This is a genomic window from Tenacibaculum finnmarkense (assembly GCF_900239185.1).
Lineage (GTDB): Bacteria > Bacteroidota > Bacteroidia > Flavobacteriales > Flavobacteriaceae > Polaribacter > Polaribacter finnmarkensis.
On the sequence record NZ_OENA01000038.1, the window covers coordinates 112,590 to 129,887 of the forward strand.

General features: G+C 32.7%; 13 protein-coding genes. 8 read left to right on the forward strand and 5 right to left on the reverse strand.

Translation table 11 applies throughout. The features are described 5' to 3' along the window. Positions 1 to 172 precede the first annotated feature (172 nt). On the reverse strand, positions 173 to 2,329 hold the full coding sequence (locus AQ1689_RS04360) for a prolyl oligopeptidase family serine peptidase (RefSeq protein WP_101955301.1): 2,157 nt from the start codon (positions 2,327 to 2,329) through the stop codon (positions 173 to 175). A 170-nt stretch (positions 2,330 to 2,499) separates the two neighbouring features. On the opposite strand from AQ1689_RS04360, the gene trxA reads away from it, so the two are divergent. The 7 genes from trxA (at position 2,500) to AQ1689_RS04395 (ending at position 11,936) form a co-directional block, all read left to right on the forward strand. After that, positions 2,500 to 2,859 (forward strand): thioredoxin, encoded by a 360-nt coding sequence (trxA, locus tag AQ1689_RS04365; RefSeq protein ID WP_101914021.1) that lies wholly within the window; start codon positions 2,500 to 2,502, stop codon positions 2,857 to 2,859. A 303-nt stretch (positions 2,860 to 3,162) separates the two neighbouring features. After that, positions 3,163 to 4,134: a ribonucleotide-diphosphate reductase subunit beta gene (locus AQ1689_RS04370; protein ID WP_101914022.1), complete on the forward strand. Its 972-nt coding sequence runs from the start codon at positions 3,163 to 3,165 to the stop codon at positions 4,132 to 4,134. A gap of 175 nt (positions 4,135 to 4,309) precedes the next feature. After that, a complete protein-coding gene (locus AQ1689_RS04375) occupies positions 4,310 to 6,712 on the forward strand; it encodes a ribonucleoside-diphosphate reductase subunit alpha (protein ID WP_101955302.1) in 2,403 nt (800 codons plus the stop codon). Between the two features lie 705 nt (positions 6,713 to 7,417). Continuing rightward, entirely contained in the window at positions 7,418 to 8,083 is a 666-nt protein-coding gene (locus AQ1689_RS04380; RefSeq protein ID WP_101914024.1) for a succinate dehydrogenase cytochrome b subunit, read from the forward strand. 12 nt (positions 8,084 to 8,095) lie between these two features. Then, positions 8,096 to 10,108, forward strand: a complete 2,013-nt coding sequence (locus AQ1689_RS04385; protein ID WP_101955303.1) for a fumarate reductase/succinate dehydrogenase flavoprotein subunit — start codon at positions 8,096 to 8,098, stop codon at positions 10,106 to 10,108. Between the two features lie 9 nt (positions 10,109 to 10,117). Further along, positions 10,118 to 10,864, forward strand: a complete 747-nt coding sequence (locus tag AQ1689_RS04390) for a succinate dehydrogenase/fumarate reductase iron-sulfur subunit (RefSeq protein ID WP_101914026.1) — start codon at positions 10,118 to 10,120, stop codon at positions 10,862 to 10,864. Positions 10,865 to 10,961: 97 nt separating this feature from the next. After that, entirely contained in the window at positions 10,962 to 11,936 is a 975-nt protein-coding gene (locus AQ1689_RS04395) for a M28 family peptidase (RefSeq protein WP_101955304.1), read from the forward strand. Positions 11,937 to 12,021: 85 nt separating this feature from the next. On the opposite strand, the gene AQ1689_RS13280 is transcribed toward AQ1689_RS04395, so the two are convergent. From AQ1689_RS13280 to AQ1689_RS04410, 3 genes are read right to left on the reverse strand one after another with little or no spacing between them, the layout of a single operon-like run. Then, a complete protein-coding gene (locus AQ1689_RS13280; protein WP_180947528.1) occupies positions 12,022 to 13,389 on the reverse strand; it encodes an endonuclease in 1,368 nt (455 codons plus the stop codon). Between the two features lie 34 nt (positions 13,390 to 13,423). Continuing rightward, the gene (locus AQ1689_RS04405; protein ID WP_101914029.1) at positions 13,424 to 14,032 is read right to left on the reverse strand and encodes a BaiN/RdsA family NAD(P)/FAD-dependent oxidoreductase; all 609 of its coding nucleotides are present in this window, start codon (positions 14,030 to 14,032) and stop codon (positions 13,424 to 13,426) included. Beyond that, positions 14,033 to 14,617 (reverse strand): MarC family protein, encoded by a 585-nt coding sequence (locus tag AQ1689_RS04410; RefSeq protein WP_101914030.1) that lies wholly within the window; start codon positions 14,615 to 14,617, stop codon positions 14,033 to 14,035. 110 nt (positions 14,618 to 14,727) lie between these two features. On the opposite strand from AQ1689_RS04410, the gene AQ1689_RS04415 reads away from it, so the two are divergent. Beyond that, a complete protein-coding gene (locus AQ1689_RS04415; RefSeq protein ID WP_101914031.1) occupies positions 14,728 to 15,324 on the forward strand; it encodes a DUF3109 family protein in 597 nt (198 codons plus the stop codon). A gap of 99 nt (positions 15,325 to 15,423) precedes the next feature. Here AQ1689_RS04415 and AQ1689_RS04420 read toward each other — a convergent pair whose 3' ends face one another. After that, positions 15,424 to 17,298: a M1 family metallopeptidase gene (locus tag AQ1689_RS04420; RefSeq protein WP_101955306.1), complete on the reverse strand. Its 1,875-nt coding sequence runs from the start codon at positions 17,296 to 17,298 to the stop codon at positions 15,424 to 15,426.

The following is a 17,298-nucleotide window of genomic DNA, read 5'->3' on the forward strand; positions in this document are numbered from 1 at the left end:
TTTAAGTTAAAATGCTTGCGTTAGCGATTGAAGCAATTGTTTGAGCTCTTTTTTTGATTTTTCTTCAAAAAAAAGCGAGTGCGGAAAGCGCGACCCTTGTGGTAACGCCCAAATTATAAGCACAAAAAAACCGACACTTTCGCATCGGTTTTTTATGATTTTTATTGATGTTTTACTTTTTATCTTGATAAGGTAATTTTTCAAATCCCATGTTATATAATGTGAATCCGAAAATATCGGCATATTGTTCGATGGTTTTAGCTACGGGAGTTCCAGCGCCATGACCAGCATTTGTTTCAATACGAATTAACACAGGATTTTCGCCTTGTTGCTTGTCTTGTAATTCAGCAGCAAACTTAAAACTATGCGCAGGAACTACACGATCATCATGATCGCCAGTGGTTACCATAGTTGCAGGATACGCCACTTTTTGAACGTTGTGCACAGGAGAATATCCGTTTAAATAATCGAACATTTCTTTGTTATCGGCAGCTGTTCCGTAATCATACGCCCAACCTGCACCCGCAGTAAACGTGTGATAACGTAACATATCTAAAACGCCAACGGCAGGCAAAGCGACTTTCATTAAATCGGGACGCTGTGTCATTGTTGCACCAACCAATAATCCACCGTTTGAACCTCCACGGATTGCTAAATAATCCGAAGAAGTATATTTTTGATTGATTAAATATTCGGCAGCAGCGATAAAATCGTCAAAGACATTTTGTTTTTTTAATTGTGTTCCTGCATCGTGCCATTTTTTACCATATTCGCCTCCACCACGTAAATTAGGAACGGCATATATTCCGCCTTGTTCCATCCAAACGGCATTTGCAATGCTAAAAGCAGGTGTTAAACTGACATTAAATCCGCCGTAACCGTATAAAATAGTTGGATTTTTACCGTTTAATTCTAAGCCTTTTTTATAGGTAATTATCATTGGAACTTTTGTTCCATCTTTTGATGTATAAAAAATTTGTTTACTTTCATACCCATTAGCATTGAAAGAAATTTCAGGTTTCCAAGATAAAACATAGGTTCCATCTTCAGGATTAAATTTATAAGATGAACTTGGTGTATTGTAGTTTGTAAATGAAAAATAGATTTCTTTGGCTTTTGTTTTTCCGCCAAAACCACCAGCAGAACCAACGCCTGGAAGTGTTACTTCACGGATTAATTTTCCATCAAAATCGTATTGTAAAACTTTAGAAACTGCATCGACCATATATTCTGTGAAAAAATATCCTGCTCCTGTTGATGGCGATAATACGTTTTTAGTTTCGGCAATAAAATCTTTCCAATTTTCTGGCGTTGGATTTTTAGCATTTACCGTTACTATTTTTTTATTTGGCGCATTTAAGTTGGTTACTAAATATAATTTGTCACCACGGCTGTCAATTACATAGGTGTCGCTATCGTAAGTATCGGTAATGGTAACTAACTTACTATTTGGAGTTGTTAAATCTTTTAAAAATAATTTATTTCCTGATGTTGAGGTTGCCGCAGAAATAAGTAAATACTTGTTATCTTGGGTTAAAGAACCGCCAACATACCTGTTTTTTTCTTCGGATGTTGCTCCAAAAATAACTTTGTCGGTTTTTTGTGGCGTATTTAAAGCATGATAATATAATTTATGCTGGTCTGTTTTTGCTGATAATTCGCTTCCTTGTGGTTTATCGTAGCTAGAATAGTAAAAACCTTCGTTGCCTTTCCAAGCAATTCCTGAAAACTTTACATCTATTAAAGTATCGCCAATTACTTCTTTAGTTTGGGTATTTAAAACAATGATTTTTCGCCAATCGCTTCCGCCTTCAGAAATTGAATAGGCAACAATACTTCCATCTTTAGTAAAACTTACCGAGCCTAATGAGGTTGTTCCATCTTCAGAAAAAGTATTTGGATTTAAGAAAACCTCTTCTTTTCCTTGGGCATCTTTTCTGTATAAAACAGATTGATTTTGTAAACCGTTATTTTTATAAAAATAGGTATAATCACCTTCTTTAAAAGGGGTTCCTAATTTTTCGTAATTCCATAATTCTGATAACCTATTTTTTAGTTGCTCACGATATGGAATTTTACTTAAATAATTAAAAGTAACGTCATTTTCGGCTTTTACCCAATTTTCGGTTTCAGTACTTTTATCATCTTCTAACCAACGATAATTATCGGTTATTTTTGTTCCAAAATAATCATCTACAATTGGTTTTTTAGCGGTTTTAGGATAGTTCAATGTGGTGTTTTTTTGAGTATTTTTTTCAGATTGATTTTCTTTTTTACAAGACACTAAAACAGTACTCGCACAAAGAATTGAAAAAAGGATTTTTTTCATAATAATGAGGTTTTTTAATAATTTCAAAGTTAGCTGAAAAAAGAACGAAAATATTCTTTTTAAGATGTTTTTAACACTAAATGACGGTCGTTGTTCTCTTTGAAAAATAAAATAACTATCTTTATACTTGAATTTTTGAAGCACAGAAGTAGTAATATAATAACAGTATCATGACAGAAAATTTAACAAAAGAAACTTTTTTAAAAAAGGTATTTAATTTTGAAGAAAATAAAGAGTGGAATTTTGAAGGTGATAAACCAGCATTAATTGATTTTTATGCCGATTGGTGTGGTCCTTGTAAATCGTTGGCGCCAATTTTAGAAGAATTGAGTGAACAATATGAAGGAAAAATAGATATTTATAAAATTAATACTGAAACTGAACCAGAATTAGCGGCTGCTTTTGATGTTCGTAGCATTCCTTCAATGTTATTTTGTCCTATAGGTGAAGCGCCTCAAAGAGCCAATGGTGCATTGCCAAAAAAACAGCTTGAAGAAATTATAAAAGATGTTTTAAAAGTAGATAAATAAACTTAAACCTGTTTTTTATAAAAATTTAAAAGTACTGTTTTTACAGTGCTTTTTTTTGAAAATAAAATGAAAATAGTGAACTGCATGATAATCACTACTCAAGCTATTTTTAAGTTATTAGTATATTGATTTACAGTGTATTGTGGTTTTGATAGGAAAGCTGTAATTTTACTTTATATTTCAATTTGTTGAAAACTTCAAGGGATTTGTGAATAAGTAAAGCTTTCTAATTTTAGTAAAATTACAGATATTTGTAGCCCCCCAATACCGCAACAACAACAACCTAAATTAGCACACAAAACAATGACAGCAATTGAACCAATTTTACAAGAAAATAAAGATAGATTTGTGATTTTTCCAATTCAACATGATGATTTATGGGACTGGTATAAAAAACAACAAGCATCAATTTGGACTGCTGAAGAAATAGATTTATCGGTAGATGTTATTGATTGGGAAACCAAATTAACAGAAGATGAGCGTTATTTTATTAAACATATTTTAGCTTTTTTTGCAGCTTCTGACGGAATTGTAAATGAAAATTTAGCTGAAAATTTTGTAAATGAAGTACAGTATTCTGAAGCAAAATTTTTCTACGGTTTTCAAATAATGATGGAAAATGTACATTCAGAAACCTATTCATTATTAATTGATACCTATGTAAAAAATGAAGTAGAAAAAGATCAATTATTCAAGGCGATAGAAGTTTTCCCAGCAATTAAAAAGAAAGCAGATTGGGCATTAAAATGGATTGAGTCTGATTCATTCGCAGAGCGATTAATTGCTTTTGCAGCAGTAGAAGGAATTTTCTTTTCAGGATCGTTTTGTTCTATCTTTTGGTTAAAAAAACGTGGTTTATTACCAGGATTGGCTTTTTCAAATGAATTAATTTCAAGAGATGAAGGAATGCACTGTGATTTTGCCGTTCATTTACACAATCATCATATTGTAAATAAAGTACCTAAAGCACGTATTCGTGAAATTATTTTAGATGCTTTAACTATTGAAAGAGAGTTTATTACAGAGTCATTACCCGTAAGTTTAATTGGGATGAATGCCAAATTAATGACACAATATTTAGAATACGTAACAGACCGATTATTATTAGAGTTTGGCTGCGATAAAGAATACAATTCTACAAATCCATTTGATTTCATGGAAATGATTTCATTAGAAGGAAAAACAAATTTCTTTGAAAAAAGAGTTTCTGAATATCAAAAAGCAGGTGTTTCTGGTGGAGGTACAGGAGATATTAGTTTTGATGCTGAATTTTAAATAAAACAGCCATCTTATTTTAAGTATATTATAGGGAAAATCACCCGTATTTTTTCTATAATATACTGTTTTTAAAACAAAAAAATTACTTTAAAACAGATAGCTTTAAAAATAATCTTACTAATAGTGAGGTTTTTTAGTGATGCTGTTTATCAAAATAAAACCAATAATATATATGTATGTATTAAAGAGAGACGGACGGAAAGAACCTGTGATGTTCGATAAAATTACCGAAAGGGTTCGAAGAGAGTGTTATGGGTTAAATGAAATTGTAGATCCTGTAAAAGTAGCAATGCGTGTAATTGAAGGATTATATGATGGCGTATCTTCTTCAGAATTAGATAATTTAGCAGCAGAAACAGCCGCAACAATGACTACGGCTCATCCTGATTACACAAAATTAGCAGCAAGAATTGCCGTATCAAATTTACATAAAAGTACCAAAAAATCGTTCTCTGAAACGATGACGGATTTATATAAATATGTAAATCCTCGTACCGATAAAAAAGCACCTTTATTAGCGGATGATGTATATGATATCATCCAAAAAAATGCTGATAAATTAGACTCTACCATTATTTATAGTCGTGATTTTAATTATGATTACTTTGGTTTTAAAACCTTAGAACGTTCTTATTTATTAAAATTAAATGGAATGATTGCTGAGCGTCCACAACACATGTTAATGCGTGTTTCTATTGGTATTCATAAAGATGATATCGAAGAAGCAATTGCAACCTATGAGTTAATGAGTAAAAAATATTTTACCCATGCAACGCCTACATTATTTAATGCAGGAACGCCAAAACCACAAATGTCTTCTTGTTTTTTATTACAAATGCAAGATGATAGTATCGAAGGAATTTACGATACTTTAAAGCAAACTGCAAAAATTTCGCAATCGGCAGGAGGTATCGGATTATCGTTACATAATATCCGTGCTACAGGAAGTTATATTGCTGGAACTAACGGAACATCGAACGGTATTGTACCGATGTTAAAAGTGTTTAACGACACGGCACGTTATGTAGATCAAGGAGGAGGAAAACGTAAAGGTTCTTTCGCTATGTATTTAGAGCCTTGGCATGCTGATATTTTTGATTTTTTAGATCTAAAGAAAAATCATGGTAAAGAAGAAATGAGAGCACGTGATTTATTTTACGCTATGTGGATTTCTGATTTATTTATGCAACGTGTACAGCAAGATGCTGATTGGACATTAATGTGTCCGCAAGAATGCCCAAATTTATTTGACACTTATGGTGATGAATTTGAGCGTTTATATACAGGTTATGAAGCTGCCGGGAAAGGTAGAAAAACCATAAAAGCACGTGAATTATGGGAGAAAATCTTAGAATCACAAATTGAAACAGGTACACCGTACATGTTATACAAAGATGCTGCAAACCGTAAATCGAATCAAAAGAATTTAGGAACAATTCGTTCTTCAAACTTATGTACCGAAATTATGGAATATACTGCCCAAGATGAGGTAGCAGTATGTAATTTAGCATCTATAGCAATACCAATGTTTGTTGTTGAAGATAAAAACGGAAAGAAGTTTTTTGATCATGACGAATTATATAAAGTAACTAAAAAAGTAATTAGAAACTTAGATACGGTTATTGACAGAAATTATTATCCTGTTGTAGAGGCTAAAAATTCGAACGAGCGTCATCGCCCAGTTGGTTTAGGAATTCAAGGACTTGCGGATGCTTTTATCATGTTACGCATGCCTTTTACTTCGGATGAAGCTAAAAAGTTAAATAAAGAAATCTTTGAAACTTTGTATTTTGCAGCTGTAACTTCATCAATGGAAATTGCAAAAGCTAAAGAGCCATATTCTACTTTTAAAGGTTCGCCGATGTCAAAAGGAGAATTTCAACAAGATATGTGGGGTACAACAGAAGCTGATTTAAGCGGTCGTTGGGATTGGGAAAATTTACGTAAAGAAGTTGTAGAACACGGTGTTCGTAACTCTTTATTAGTAGCGCCAATGCCAACTGCATCTACTTCTCAAATTTTAGGAAATAACGAAGCTTTTGAACCATATACGTCTAATATCTATACGCGTAGAGTATTATCTGGTGAATTTATTGTTGTTAACAAACATTTATTAGAAGACTTAGTAGCGCTTAATTTATGGGATAATTCAATGAAGGAAGATATTATGCGTGCAAACGGATCTATCCAACATATTGCGACTATTCCACAAGATTTAAAAGATTTATATCGAACGGTTTGGGAAATGAGTATGAAAGATATTATTGATATGGCTCGTGATAGAGGCTATTTTATCGATCAATCTCAATCGTTAAATTTATTTATGAAAGATCCTGATTATGCAAAATTAACTTCGATGCATTTTTATGCTCACAAAGTTGGTTTAAAAACAGGAATGTACTATTTACGTACTAAATCGGCAGTAAATGCCAAGCAGTTTACGTTAAATATTGAAAAGAAAGTAGACGTTGTTGAAGAAGAAGACAAGCCAATGAGTGCTGAAGAATATAAAGCAATGATAGACGCTTCTAAAAATGGAGCTCCTGATGATGATTGCTTAATGTGTGGTTCTTAAAATTAAGAGAAATTATAAAATTAAAAGGATATTAAAGAGAAGTCGAAAGGCTTCTCTTTTAAAGAAGTAGTAAACAATATTATTTTATGTAGTACAAAAAGGTTAGAGCCTTTAGACCTTTAAATTAAAGGAGGCATTAACTTTATACCTTTTAAAATGGGTAAAAATAAAAAAAACACTTCCCAGTGGTGGGTAGTGTTTAAGAATGAGATAAAACTTATTGTTAAAACAATAATAAGTTTTATTAGGTTATATTATTTCTAGTTTAATGGATATAACTCAACTCTAACCAAAGAGGTTAGTTTCAAATTGTATAACTTTTTAATCAAGAAAAGTCTGTTGTTCGAGCAACAGGCTTTTTGCATTTATAAAGTTACTGCAAAATTAATACTTATTTTTAATATAATAAATATAAAAACCATAAAAAAAGAGAAGTCGAAAGGCATCTCCTTTTTTGTCAATAAAGGTGAAAATAGTCGTAAAAAAGCAATTATTTAGTTGTTTTTTAGTTGGTTTTTTGATATGAAAATAGCTTTTAAGAGTTGTTTTAATAGTGTTTTGATGCGGTTTTTTTTAATTTAAAATAGAAAGTTTAAAACGTTATTTAAACTAATTCTAAATGTTAAATAAAAGAATTCGTAAAGCTTGTAAAAGATGCTAATACCCCTTAAATTTGTTAGAATATTATTTAAATAAACAAACAAAATAATGGGATTATTAAAATCTTCTATTGGAAGAAAATTTGCCATGGCACTTTCGGCTTTCTTCTTGATGTTCTTCTTGTTACAACACTTTGTAATAAACATCACCTCAATTTTTCCTGACCAAGGAGCAACTTTTAACATGTTATCTCATTTTATGGGAACCAACCCGTTAATTCAGTATGTAATGCAGCCGGTCTTAATTTTTGGTGTTGTTTTTCATTTTGTAATGGGTTTCGTCTTAGAATTAAAAAACAACAGTGCAACTAAAGTAAGTTATGCCAAAGATAACGGAGCAGCAAATTCTACTTGGATGAGTAGAAACATGATTTGGTCTGGAGCGGCAATTTTAGCATTCGTAGTATTACACTTTATTGATTTTTGGTTTCCAGAAATTAATCATAAGTATATTGCTATGTTGCCAGAAGACCCAACTCGTTATTTCCACGAATTGCAAGAAAAATTTGTAAACCCACTTAGAGTTGGTGCTTACGTAATTGCTTTTGTATTTTTAGCATTACACTTATTACACGGATTTTCTTCAGCATTCCAATCGGTTGGAGCAAATAACAAATACACTAAAGGATTGAAAACATTTTGTAAAGTGTATGCAATTGGTATTCCTGTTGGATTTATCATCGTTGCTTTATTTCATCACTTCAATCATTAATACGAAACTAGTATGGCTTTAGATTCAAAAACTCCAAAGGGTCCAATTAAAGATAAATGGACAGATTATAAAAATAAGATTGATTTAGTAAACCCTGCAAACAAACGTAATATTGATGTTATTGTTGTTGGTACAGGATTAGCTGGTGGATCTGCTGCTGCAACCTTAGCCGAATTAGGCTATAATGTAAAAGCATTTGCTTATCAAGATTCTCCACGTAGAGCGCATTCAATTGCAGCACAAGGAGGAATTAATGCAGCAAAAAATTATCAAGGTGATGGTGATTCTTTTTACCGATTATTTTACGATACCGTAAAAGGTGGAGATTACCGTTCACGTGAAGCAAACGTATATCGTTTGGCAGAAGTTTCTGCAAATATTATTGACCAGTGTGTGGCACAAGGAGTTCCTTTTGCACGTGATTATGGTGGTTTGTTAGACAACCGTTCATTTGGTGGAGTTTTAGTTTCTAGAACTTTTTACGCTAAAGGACAAACAGGACAGCAATTATTATTAGGAGCATATTCGGCTATGAACCGTCAAATTGCTCGTGGTAAGATTGAAATGTTCAATCGTCATGAAATGTTAGACGTTGTTAAAGTTGATGGAAAAGCCCGTGGAATTATTGCCCGTGATTTAATTACAGGTAAAATTGAACGTCATTCAGCACACGCCGTAGTTGTTGCTACAGGAGGTTACGGAAATGTATATTTCTTATCAACAAATGCGATGGGTTCTAATGCTACTGCAGCTTGGAAAATCCATAAAAAAGGAGCATTTTTTGCAAATCCTTGTTATACACAAATTCACCCTACTTGTATTCCTCGTTCAGGTGATTATCAATCGAAATTAACGTTGATGTCAGAATCATTACGTAATGACGGTCGTATTTGGGTTCCTAAAAACATGGAAGATGTAATGGCAATTAGAGAAGGTCGTAAAAAACCAACTCAATTATCAGAAGAAGAAAGAGATTATTATTTAGAAAGAAGATACCCTGCCTTTGGTAACTTAGTACCTCGTGATGTTGCTTCAAGAGCAGCAAAAGAACGTTGTGATGCTGGTTACGGAGTAAATGCAACTGGTGAAGCAGTGTATTTAGATTTTAAATCGGCAATTGCTCGTTACGGAAAAGAACAAGCAAAATTACAGCATGTAACAAATCCTTCAGAAGCAAAAATATACGAATTAGGAAAAGCTATCATAGAAGCAAAGTATGGTAACTTATTCCAAATGTATGAGAAAATTGTTGATGAAAACCCGTACGAAACACCAATGATGATTTATCCTGCAACACACTATACAATGGGTGGTGTTTGGGTTGATTATAACTTAATGACAACTGTTGATGGGCTGTACTGTATTGGAGAAGCAAATTTCTCTGACCATGGTGCAAACCGTTTAGGAGCTTCTGCATTAATGCAAGGTTTAGCCGATGGTTATTTCGTATTACCGTATACTATTGGAGATTATTTATCGAAAGATATTCGTACAGGAAAAATTTCAACAGAAACACCAGAATTTGTAGCTGCTGAAAAAGAAGTTACCGAGCGTGTAAACTTTTTTATCAACAATAAAGGAACACATTCTGTAGATTATTACCACAAGAAGTTAGGAAAAATAATGTGGGAAAAATGTGGAATGGCTCGTAATGAAAAAGATTTAAAATCAGCAATGGTTGAAATTAAAGCATTGCGTGAAGATTTCTGGAAAAACGTAACAGTTCCTGGTGATGCAAACGAAATGAATCCTGAATTAGAGAAAGCTGGTCGTGTGGCTGATTTCCTTGAATTAGGAGAATTATTCGCCAAAGATGCTTTAGATAGAAAAGAATCATGTGGTGGTCACTTTAGAGAAGAATCTGCAGAAATTGATGGTCCTCAAAAAGGAGAAGCAAAACGTAATGATAAAGATTACGCTTATGTTGCTGCTTGGGAATACAAAGGAGAACCTTCTGCTGCAGTTTTACACAAAGAAGAATTAGAGTTTAACGATATTGAATTAAAACAACGTTCATACAAATAAGAAGATATTATGAATTTAACACTTAAAGTTTGGCGTCAAAAAAACGCAAGTGATAAGGGAAAGATGGTCGATTACCAAGTAACCGAGATTTCTGAGCATATGTCTTTCTTAGAAATGATGGACGTACTTAACGAACAAATAATCAATAAAGGTGATGAGCCTATTGCATTTGACCATGATTGTCGTGAAGGAATTTGCGGTATGTGTTCTATGTATATTAACGGTGAAGCTCATGGTCCTGACAGAGGAGTAACGACTTGTCAGTTACACATGCGTATGTTTAAAGATGGCGATACTATTACAATCGAGCCATTTAGAGCAGCGGCTTTTCCTGTAATTAAAGATTTAGTCGTTGATAGAATGGCTTTTGAGCGTATTCAACAAGCAGGTGGATATATTTCTGTAAATACTTCAGGAAATACCCAAGATGCGAATTCAATTCCTATTCCTAAAAAAGATGCTGATGACGCAATGGATGCAGCAACTTGTATTGGATGTGGTGCTTGTGTTGCAACTTGTAAAAATTCATCGGCAATGTTATTTGTTGGGGCTAAAGTAAGTCAATTTGCTTTATTACCACAAGGGCAGGTTGAAGCTACTGATCGTGTATTAAACATGGTAGCTCAAATGGATGCGGAAGGTTTTGGAAACTGTACAAATACTGGTGCTTGTGAGGTGGAATGTCCTAAAGGGATTTCATTAGAAAACATCGCACGTATGAATACCGAATTTATGAAAGCAAGTTTAAAAGGATAGATTCTTTTTAGATATAGATTGAAAATCCCGAGTTTATACTCGGGATTTTTTTGTTTAATTTTACCAATAATTTACGAACGAATTTATCTAAACAATTATGAAAACATCACATTTTTTAAGCATCGCTATTTTAGTGGTTGCGGTTACTTCTTGTAAATCAGAAATAGAAGAAAATACGCCAACAGTTCCTGTTGTAGTAACAACACCTCCAACAATTCCAACTACAGAAATTCCTACATACGGGTTTACATCCGAAGTAATTTTAAATGATATTAAGGTTTTATCTTCGGATGATTTTGAAGGTAGAAAAACAGGAACTCTAGGGGCTACAAAAGCTAAAAATTACATAAAAGAACGTTTTAAAAGTTTAAATGTAACCCCGCTTACTGAAAATTTTGAACAAGCTTTTTCTTTTACTAACGGAACAAAAACCTATAAAGGAATTAATGTTTTAGGGCTTATTAAAGGAACAGCAAACACCGATAAATACATCGTTTTGTCGGGGCATTACGATCATTTAGGTGTTATTAACGGTAAAATATTTAATGGTGCTGATGACAACGCTTCAGGGGTTGCAGCATTACTAGGATTTGCAGAATATTTCAAAAAAAATCCACCGAAACACAACGTTATACTAGCTGCTTTTGATGGTGAAGAACTTGGCTTAAAAGGGGCATATCATTATGTAAAAAACCCTGTAATTTCTTTAGATAAAATAGTATTGAACTTAAATTTCGATATGATTTCGAGAAGTGACACTAAAGAATTATATGCTGTAGGAACACGTTATACTCCTGTGTTAAAACAAACAATAACATCATTAAATAAAGTTGGAGAAGTTGAATTACTTATAGGGCATGAAGGTTTAGATAGCTTAGAAAATTGGACAAATTCAAGCGATCACGCAGCATTTTATAAAAAGGAAATTCCGTTTATATATTTTGGAGTTCCTGACCATAAAGATTATCATAAAGCTACAGATACTTATGATAAAATAAATCAACAATTTACTTTAGAGGCTATTCAAACAGTCATCAGTGTTTTTGCAAAATTAGATGCTAAAGAATTGTAAAATAATTTCTAAATAGCTTTATTTTTAAGCTAAAAAAAAGCCTATTGATTTTAAATCAATAGGCTTTTTTAAAATTTTCAGATACTTACTTCCAAGTATTGCTAGCACTAGCTCCACCCCAAGTTAGGGTAACTAAATATGGGTTGTCAATAAAAGGATTTCTATTTCCTTGTACTTTTGCAATAGTGTTATTTCGTTGTTTTTCGAAATCAGAAACAGGATCTTCTTTGTTCCATTTTAAGAATAATTCTTTCGAACCAACTTTATCAAAAGTTTCGCCATATCTAGCGTTTAGGTAAAAAACCATTCTGGCAACATCTCCTTTCCACTGATCACCAGGATACCAAGCATTATTATCTTTCTTAGCAACACCACTTCCGTCAATAAATGGAAGGTTTGATCTTCTAGTGTTTACTTTATCATCACACGATCTTAAATGGTGTAAATCGGTTCTTGATATCGCATGATTTGCAGAAGCAAGTTTTGATTGTGGATATATATGCTCTGTATTGTAGGTTTGTGTTTGATGAGCATTAGAACCAGAAGTATATTCTCTTCTGTCTCTACTTTCACCAGTGTACATTAATACTACATTGGCTGTGTTGTTTAAATCTTCATCCGCATTGTATAAATATTTATGTCTGTCGGTATATTTTAAGATGTTTGAATGCGATCTTTTTAATAAATCTTTCAGCGCTTCATAATTACTTTGCGTATCGTTTACAAAAGAAACACCGCTATAATAAGCTGCTAATTCCGCAGGAATATTAAAAGCAATTGCCTTTATAACATGTACCGTAATTGTTGCGGTAGCACACGAATTTGTAGGGTCGTTATCACAAATAGTGTAGGTAAAGGTATCTTTCCCTAAAAAGTCAGCTAAAGGAGTATAGCTAATTGTTCCATCGGCATTTAAAACGACTGTTGCATTTGAAGCCTCTGTATTTATTGATTCAATTTTAGCACCATCAATTAGCACATCGTTATCAAGGTAACTACTAATTATAAGCGCTGAATTAATTCCTGTATTATAAATATCATCGACAGCCTGGGGAGTTCCTTTGTCAGAAACGCTAATGCTTACAGTTGCTGTTTCACAAATATCAGGGGTATCTTTGCTACAAATTGTGTAGGTAAAAGTATCTGTTCCTGAAAAGTTTTTAGCAGGAGTATAGGTGTAAAGTTCACGTTCTCTTTCTATGCTTCCGTTGTTTGTTGTTTTTGCATCAAAAGTAACAGTAATACTACCTCTAGATGAATATTCATCATTCGATAAAAAACTTGGTAATTCAATAACGGTGTTTTCAATAGCTTTAAAAGCATCGTCTTTTGCTACTATTTTATCCGCCTGAACAGGTATTGGTTCTGGTTTTATAATATCTTCTGTGTTTCCGCCACAGTTTATAAGAAATAAGGTTGCAAACCCTAATAATAATACTCTTTTCATCATCATGTTAATCGTTGTTAATAATTGTTAATGGTTGTTGTTAAATAATTTTATCGTGTACTTTTGTGGGCGTATGATCATTCCAAACTGTTAAAATATCAGTAGCTACACTAGCGCCGCTACCAGCTGCAATTGCAAACTGACTGCGCCAACCCGCTAAGGTTCCGCAAACATATAATCCTTGTTTTATTAAATGATTAAAATTACGAAGCTGTATGCGATCTTTCATCACATTTGCCCTGATATGTCGTTCAACATACTGCTCTAAACCTGCTATTTCAAAAGGTTTTGAATAATTTAAAGCGATGACCACTTTTTTGCTGAGGTATTCTTGTTTATTTGTACTAATTTTATATCCGTTTTCATCATCTAAAACAGCCAATACCTTTTCGTTTTCAATTTGAATTACGTTAGGATATTGCGCTTTTAACTGCGCTTTTCCTTCAATTAAAATATCTTTACCTAATTTTCCTTCAGGCAATCCTAATACGTTATTAAATAAAGCATCTTGTAAATGAGATGCTTTTTGATGTAGTAAAATTCCTATTTTTTTATCTTTTGCGTAGGCTTTTTTATGTGCTGATCCTAAAACCAATGCACACTGCATACCCGAAACGCCTCCTCCAATAACTAATACGTCAAAAATCATTTATGCTAATAATACTTTAATGTTTTCGGCAAATAATCGAACAGCAATTGCTAATAAAATTACTCCAAAAACCTTTCTAATAATTTTAATTCCGTTGTTTCCTATAAATTTTTCAATTTTTGGAGATGTTTTCAATACAACATAGATAACCAATACGTTTAATAAAACAGCAATAATTATATTTGATATATGAAATTCGGCACGTAAAGATAAAAGAGTTGTTAAACTTCCTGGCCCTGCAATTAATGGAAATGCAAGCGGAAAAACAGTCGCTGTTAAAGTTTCTTCGTCTTCATCATCTTTATATAAGGTAATTCCTAAAATCATTTCTAAGGCGATAAAAAATAAAATAAATGCCCCTGCAACAGCAAAAGAATGTACATCAACACCAATTAAGCCCAATAATTGTTTACCAACAAATAAAAATAAAATCATTATAAAACCAGCAATAACGGATGCTTTTTCTGATTGTATATGCCCTACTTTTTTACGCAGGTCAATAATAATAGGGATATTTCCAATAATATCAATTACCGCAAACAGTACCATAAAGGCAGTTAAAATTTCTTTGAAGTTAAAATTCATAATATTTTGTTTTTCAGGCGCAAAATTATATAAAGTAATGTTACAATCTAGTATTTTTGCAGCTAAATTTTATGTGAAGTTATTGTTAACTTCCAACTTAAACTATTTTTATGTTCCAATTAGGAAAAACGCTGGTATCCGAAAGTATTATAGATACTGACTTTGTTTGTAATATTGCTTCGTGTAAAGGTGCTTGTTGTATTGATGGAGATGCTGGTGCGCCATTAGAAGATGAAGAAACCAAGATTTTAGAAGATATTTATCCTCAAATTAAACCATTTCTTCGCCAAGAAGGAATTGATGCAATTGAAAAACAAGGTACGTGGGTTACTGGTGATTTTGGCGAAGCAGAAACGCCTTTAATCAACGGTGCCGATTGTGCGTATGTTATTTTTGATGATAAAAATACTGCTTTATGTGCTATTGAAGAAGCGTATAACCAAGGAATTGTAACTTGGAAAAAACCTGTTTCTTGTCATTTATACCCTGTTCGAATTAAGCAATACAGTGAATTTTCGGCAGTAAATTATGATAAATGGGATATTTGTGATGACGCTTGTTCTTTAGGAAAAGAATTACAAGTGCCTGTTTATAAGTTTGTAAAACAAGCCTTAGTTAGAAAATTTGGGCAAAACTGGTATGACGAATTAGAAGAAGTAGCCGAAAAAAGAATAAAGGAGCAAGAGAGTAAAAGAGTAAAAGAATAATAGAAAAAGAGAATAAGAGTGTAATTGTTTTTTAATAAAAAACGACGCTATTTCAGCGTCGTTTTTAGTTTTTATTGATTTTAAAATACTTTTATGCGGTTATTTTACGCTAAAGCTGTCATTATCTACATTAATATCCGCCATTAATTTTGAAGGATTAATTTCTACTGATTTTACTATTTTAGACGCAGTAAAACTATAGGTTGGATGTGCAAAAGTCCAATCTTCAATAACGGTTGCTGTTGTTGGCTTTTCGCCACGCATCATACGTAAAGGAATGTTAAAAGATTCTTTTGATCCATCAGTATAAACAACCAAAACATCAATAGGCATTGGCATTTTACCAATTCTCTCTAAGGTAATTTCTTTTCCTTTTACCGATTTTACACCATAATCAATCGTATGTGTGGTTTGTGTCCATTCGTTTAAAAACCAATCTAAATGAATTTCTGAAACTTTTTCAGCCGTTCTTTTAATATCGTTTGGTGCAGGATGTTTAAAAGAAAAATCAGTAAAATATTTCTTTAAAGTCTTTGCCGTATTTTCTTTTCCGATGATATATTCTAAATGCGTTAAGAAAATATTTCCTTTCGAATAACTTCCCATTCCGTACGCCATATTTGTATGAAAACGATCGGCATGTGTCGATAGCGATTCTTCTAACTTATTTTTTACTACATAATTGTAATATCTGTAAGAACCAGTATGTGGGTTTTCATCATTTTTACCAGAGATAACATTTTCTGCTTTATTTGAAATATAGGTCGTAAAACCTTCATCCATCCAAGAATGTTTCGTTTCATTAGATGCTAATAAAAACTGAAACCAAGTATGTGCTAATTCATGCGCTGTAACGCCAAATAAGCTTCCCCATTTACGTTTTCCTGTAATTAAAGTACTCATTGCGTACTCCATTCCACCATCACCACCTTGAATAACTGAATATTGTTTGTAAGGATATTGCCCAATATGCTTGCTGAAATACGTCATTAATTCCGCCGTTTTAGGCTGTAATTTTTTCCAGTTTTTTCTAAAATGACTAGGTAAATCATTTTTATATAAAAAATGCAAATCGATACCATTTTTCATGGTATAGATATCGTGGGTGTAGTTAGGATCGGCTGCCCAAGTAAAATCGTGCACATTTGGTGCGGTAAATTTCCAAGTTAATTTTTGAGTTGATGGAATTTTTAAAGCTGATTTTTTACTTTCATATCCATGCCCAACTTCCTGCGGATTTTGAAGATATCCAGTTCCTCCAACCGTATAATCTTTATCGATATGAAGTGTTACATTAAAATCACCCCAAACACCGTGAAATTCACGTCCTAAATACGGAGGTGTGTGCCATCCTTCGAAATCATATTCAGCCATTTTAGGGTACCATTGCGCCATTGATAATGCCACACCTTCTTCACTATTTCTTCCTGAACGACGGATTTGTGCAGGTACTTGTGCATCAAAAATCATATCAAAAGTTACGCTTTCACCAGGTAAAATTTCCTTGTTTAAAGTAACCTCTAAAATAGTTCCAACAGTTTGATGTTTTACTATTGTTCCGTTTTGTTTTAAAGAGTTTACTTTGATGTATCCAATTTCTGTAGGCGATAATTTACTAATTCTATTTCCGACTCTTTTATCAGGATCTTTAATATTTTGTGAACGCACATCCATTTGAGAATTTGGCTGAAAGGCATTAAAATACAAATGATAAAACACCTTATTTAACTTATCGGGCGAATTATTAGTGTACACTAATTGCTGAATTCCTTTATATTGAAAGGTTTTTACATCCATATCAATATCCATATTATAAGCAACATGTTGTTGCCAATAATTTTGACTTACAGGCGTATTTGCTGTTTTAGCGATGTTGTTTTTAATAGATTTTTTTACTTCATTATTTGTTGTTGAGCTTGTAGAGGCACAAGAAATCATCGACAATAATGAAAGTCCTAAGATTATTTTTTTCAT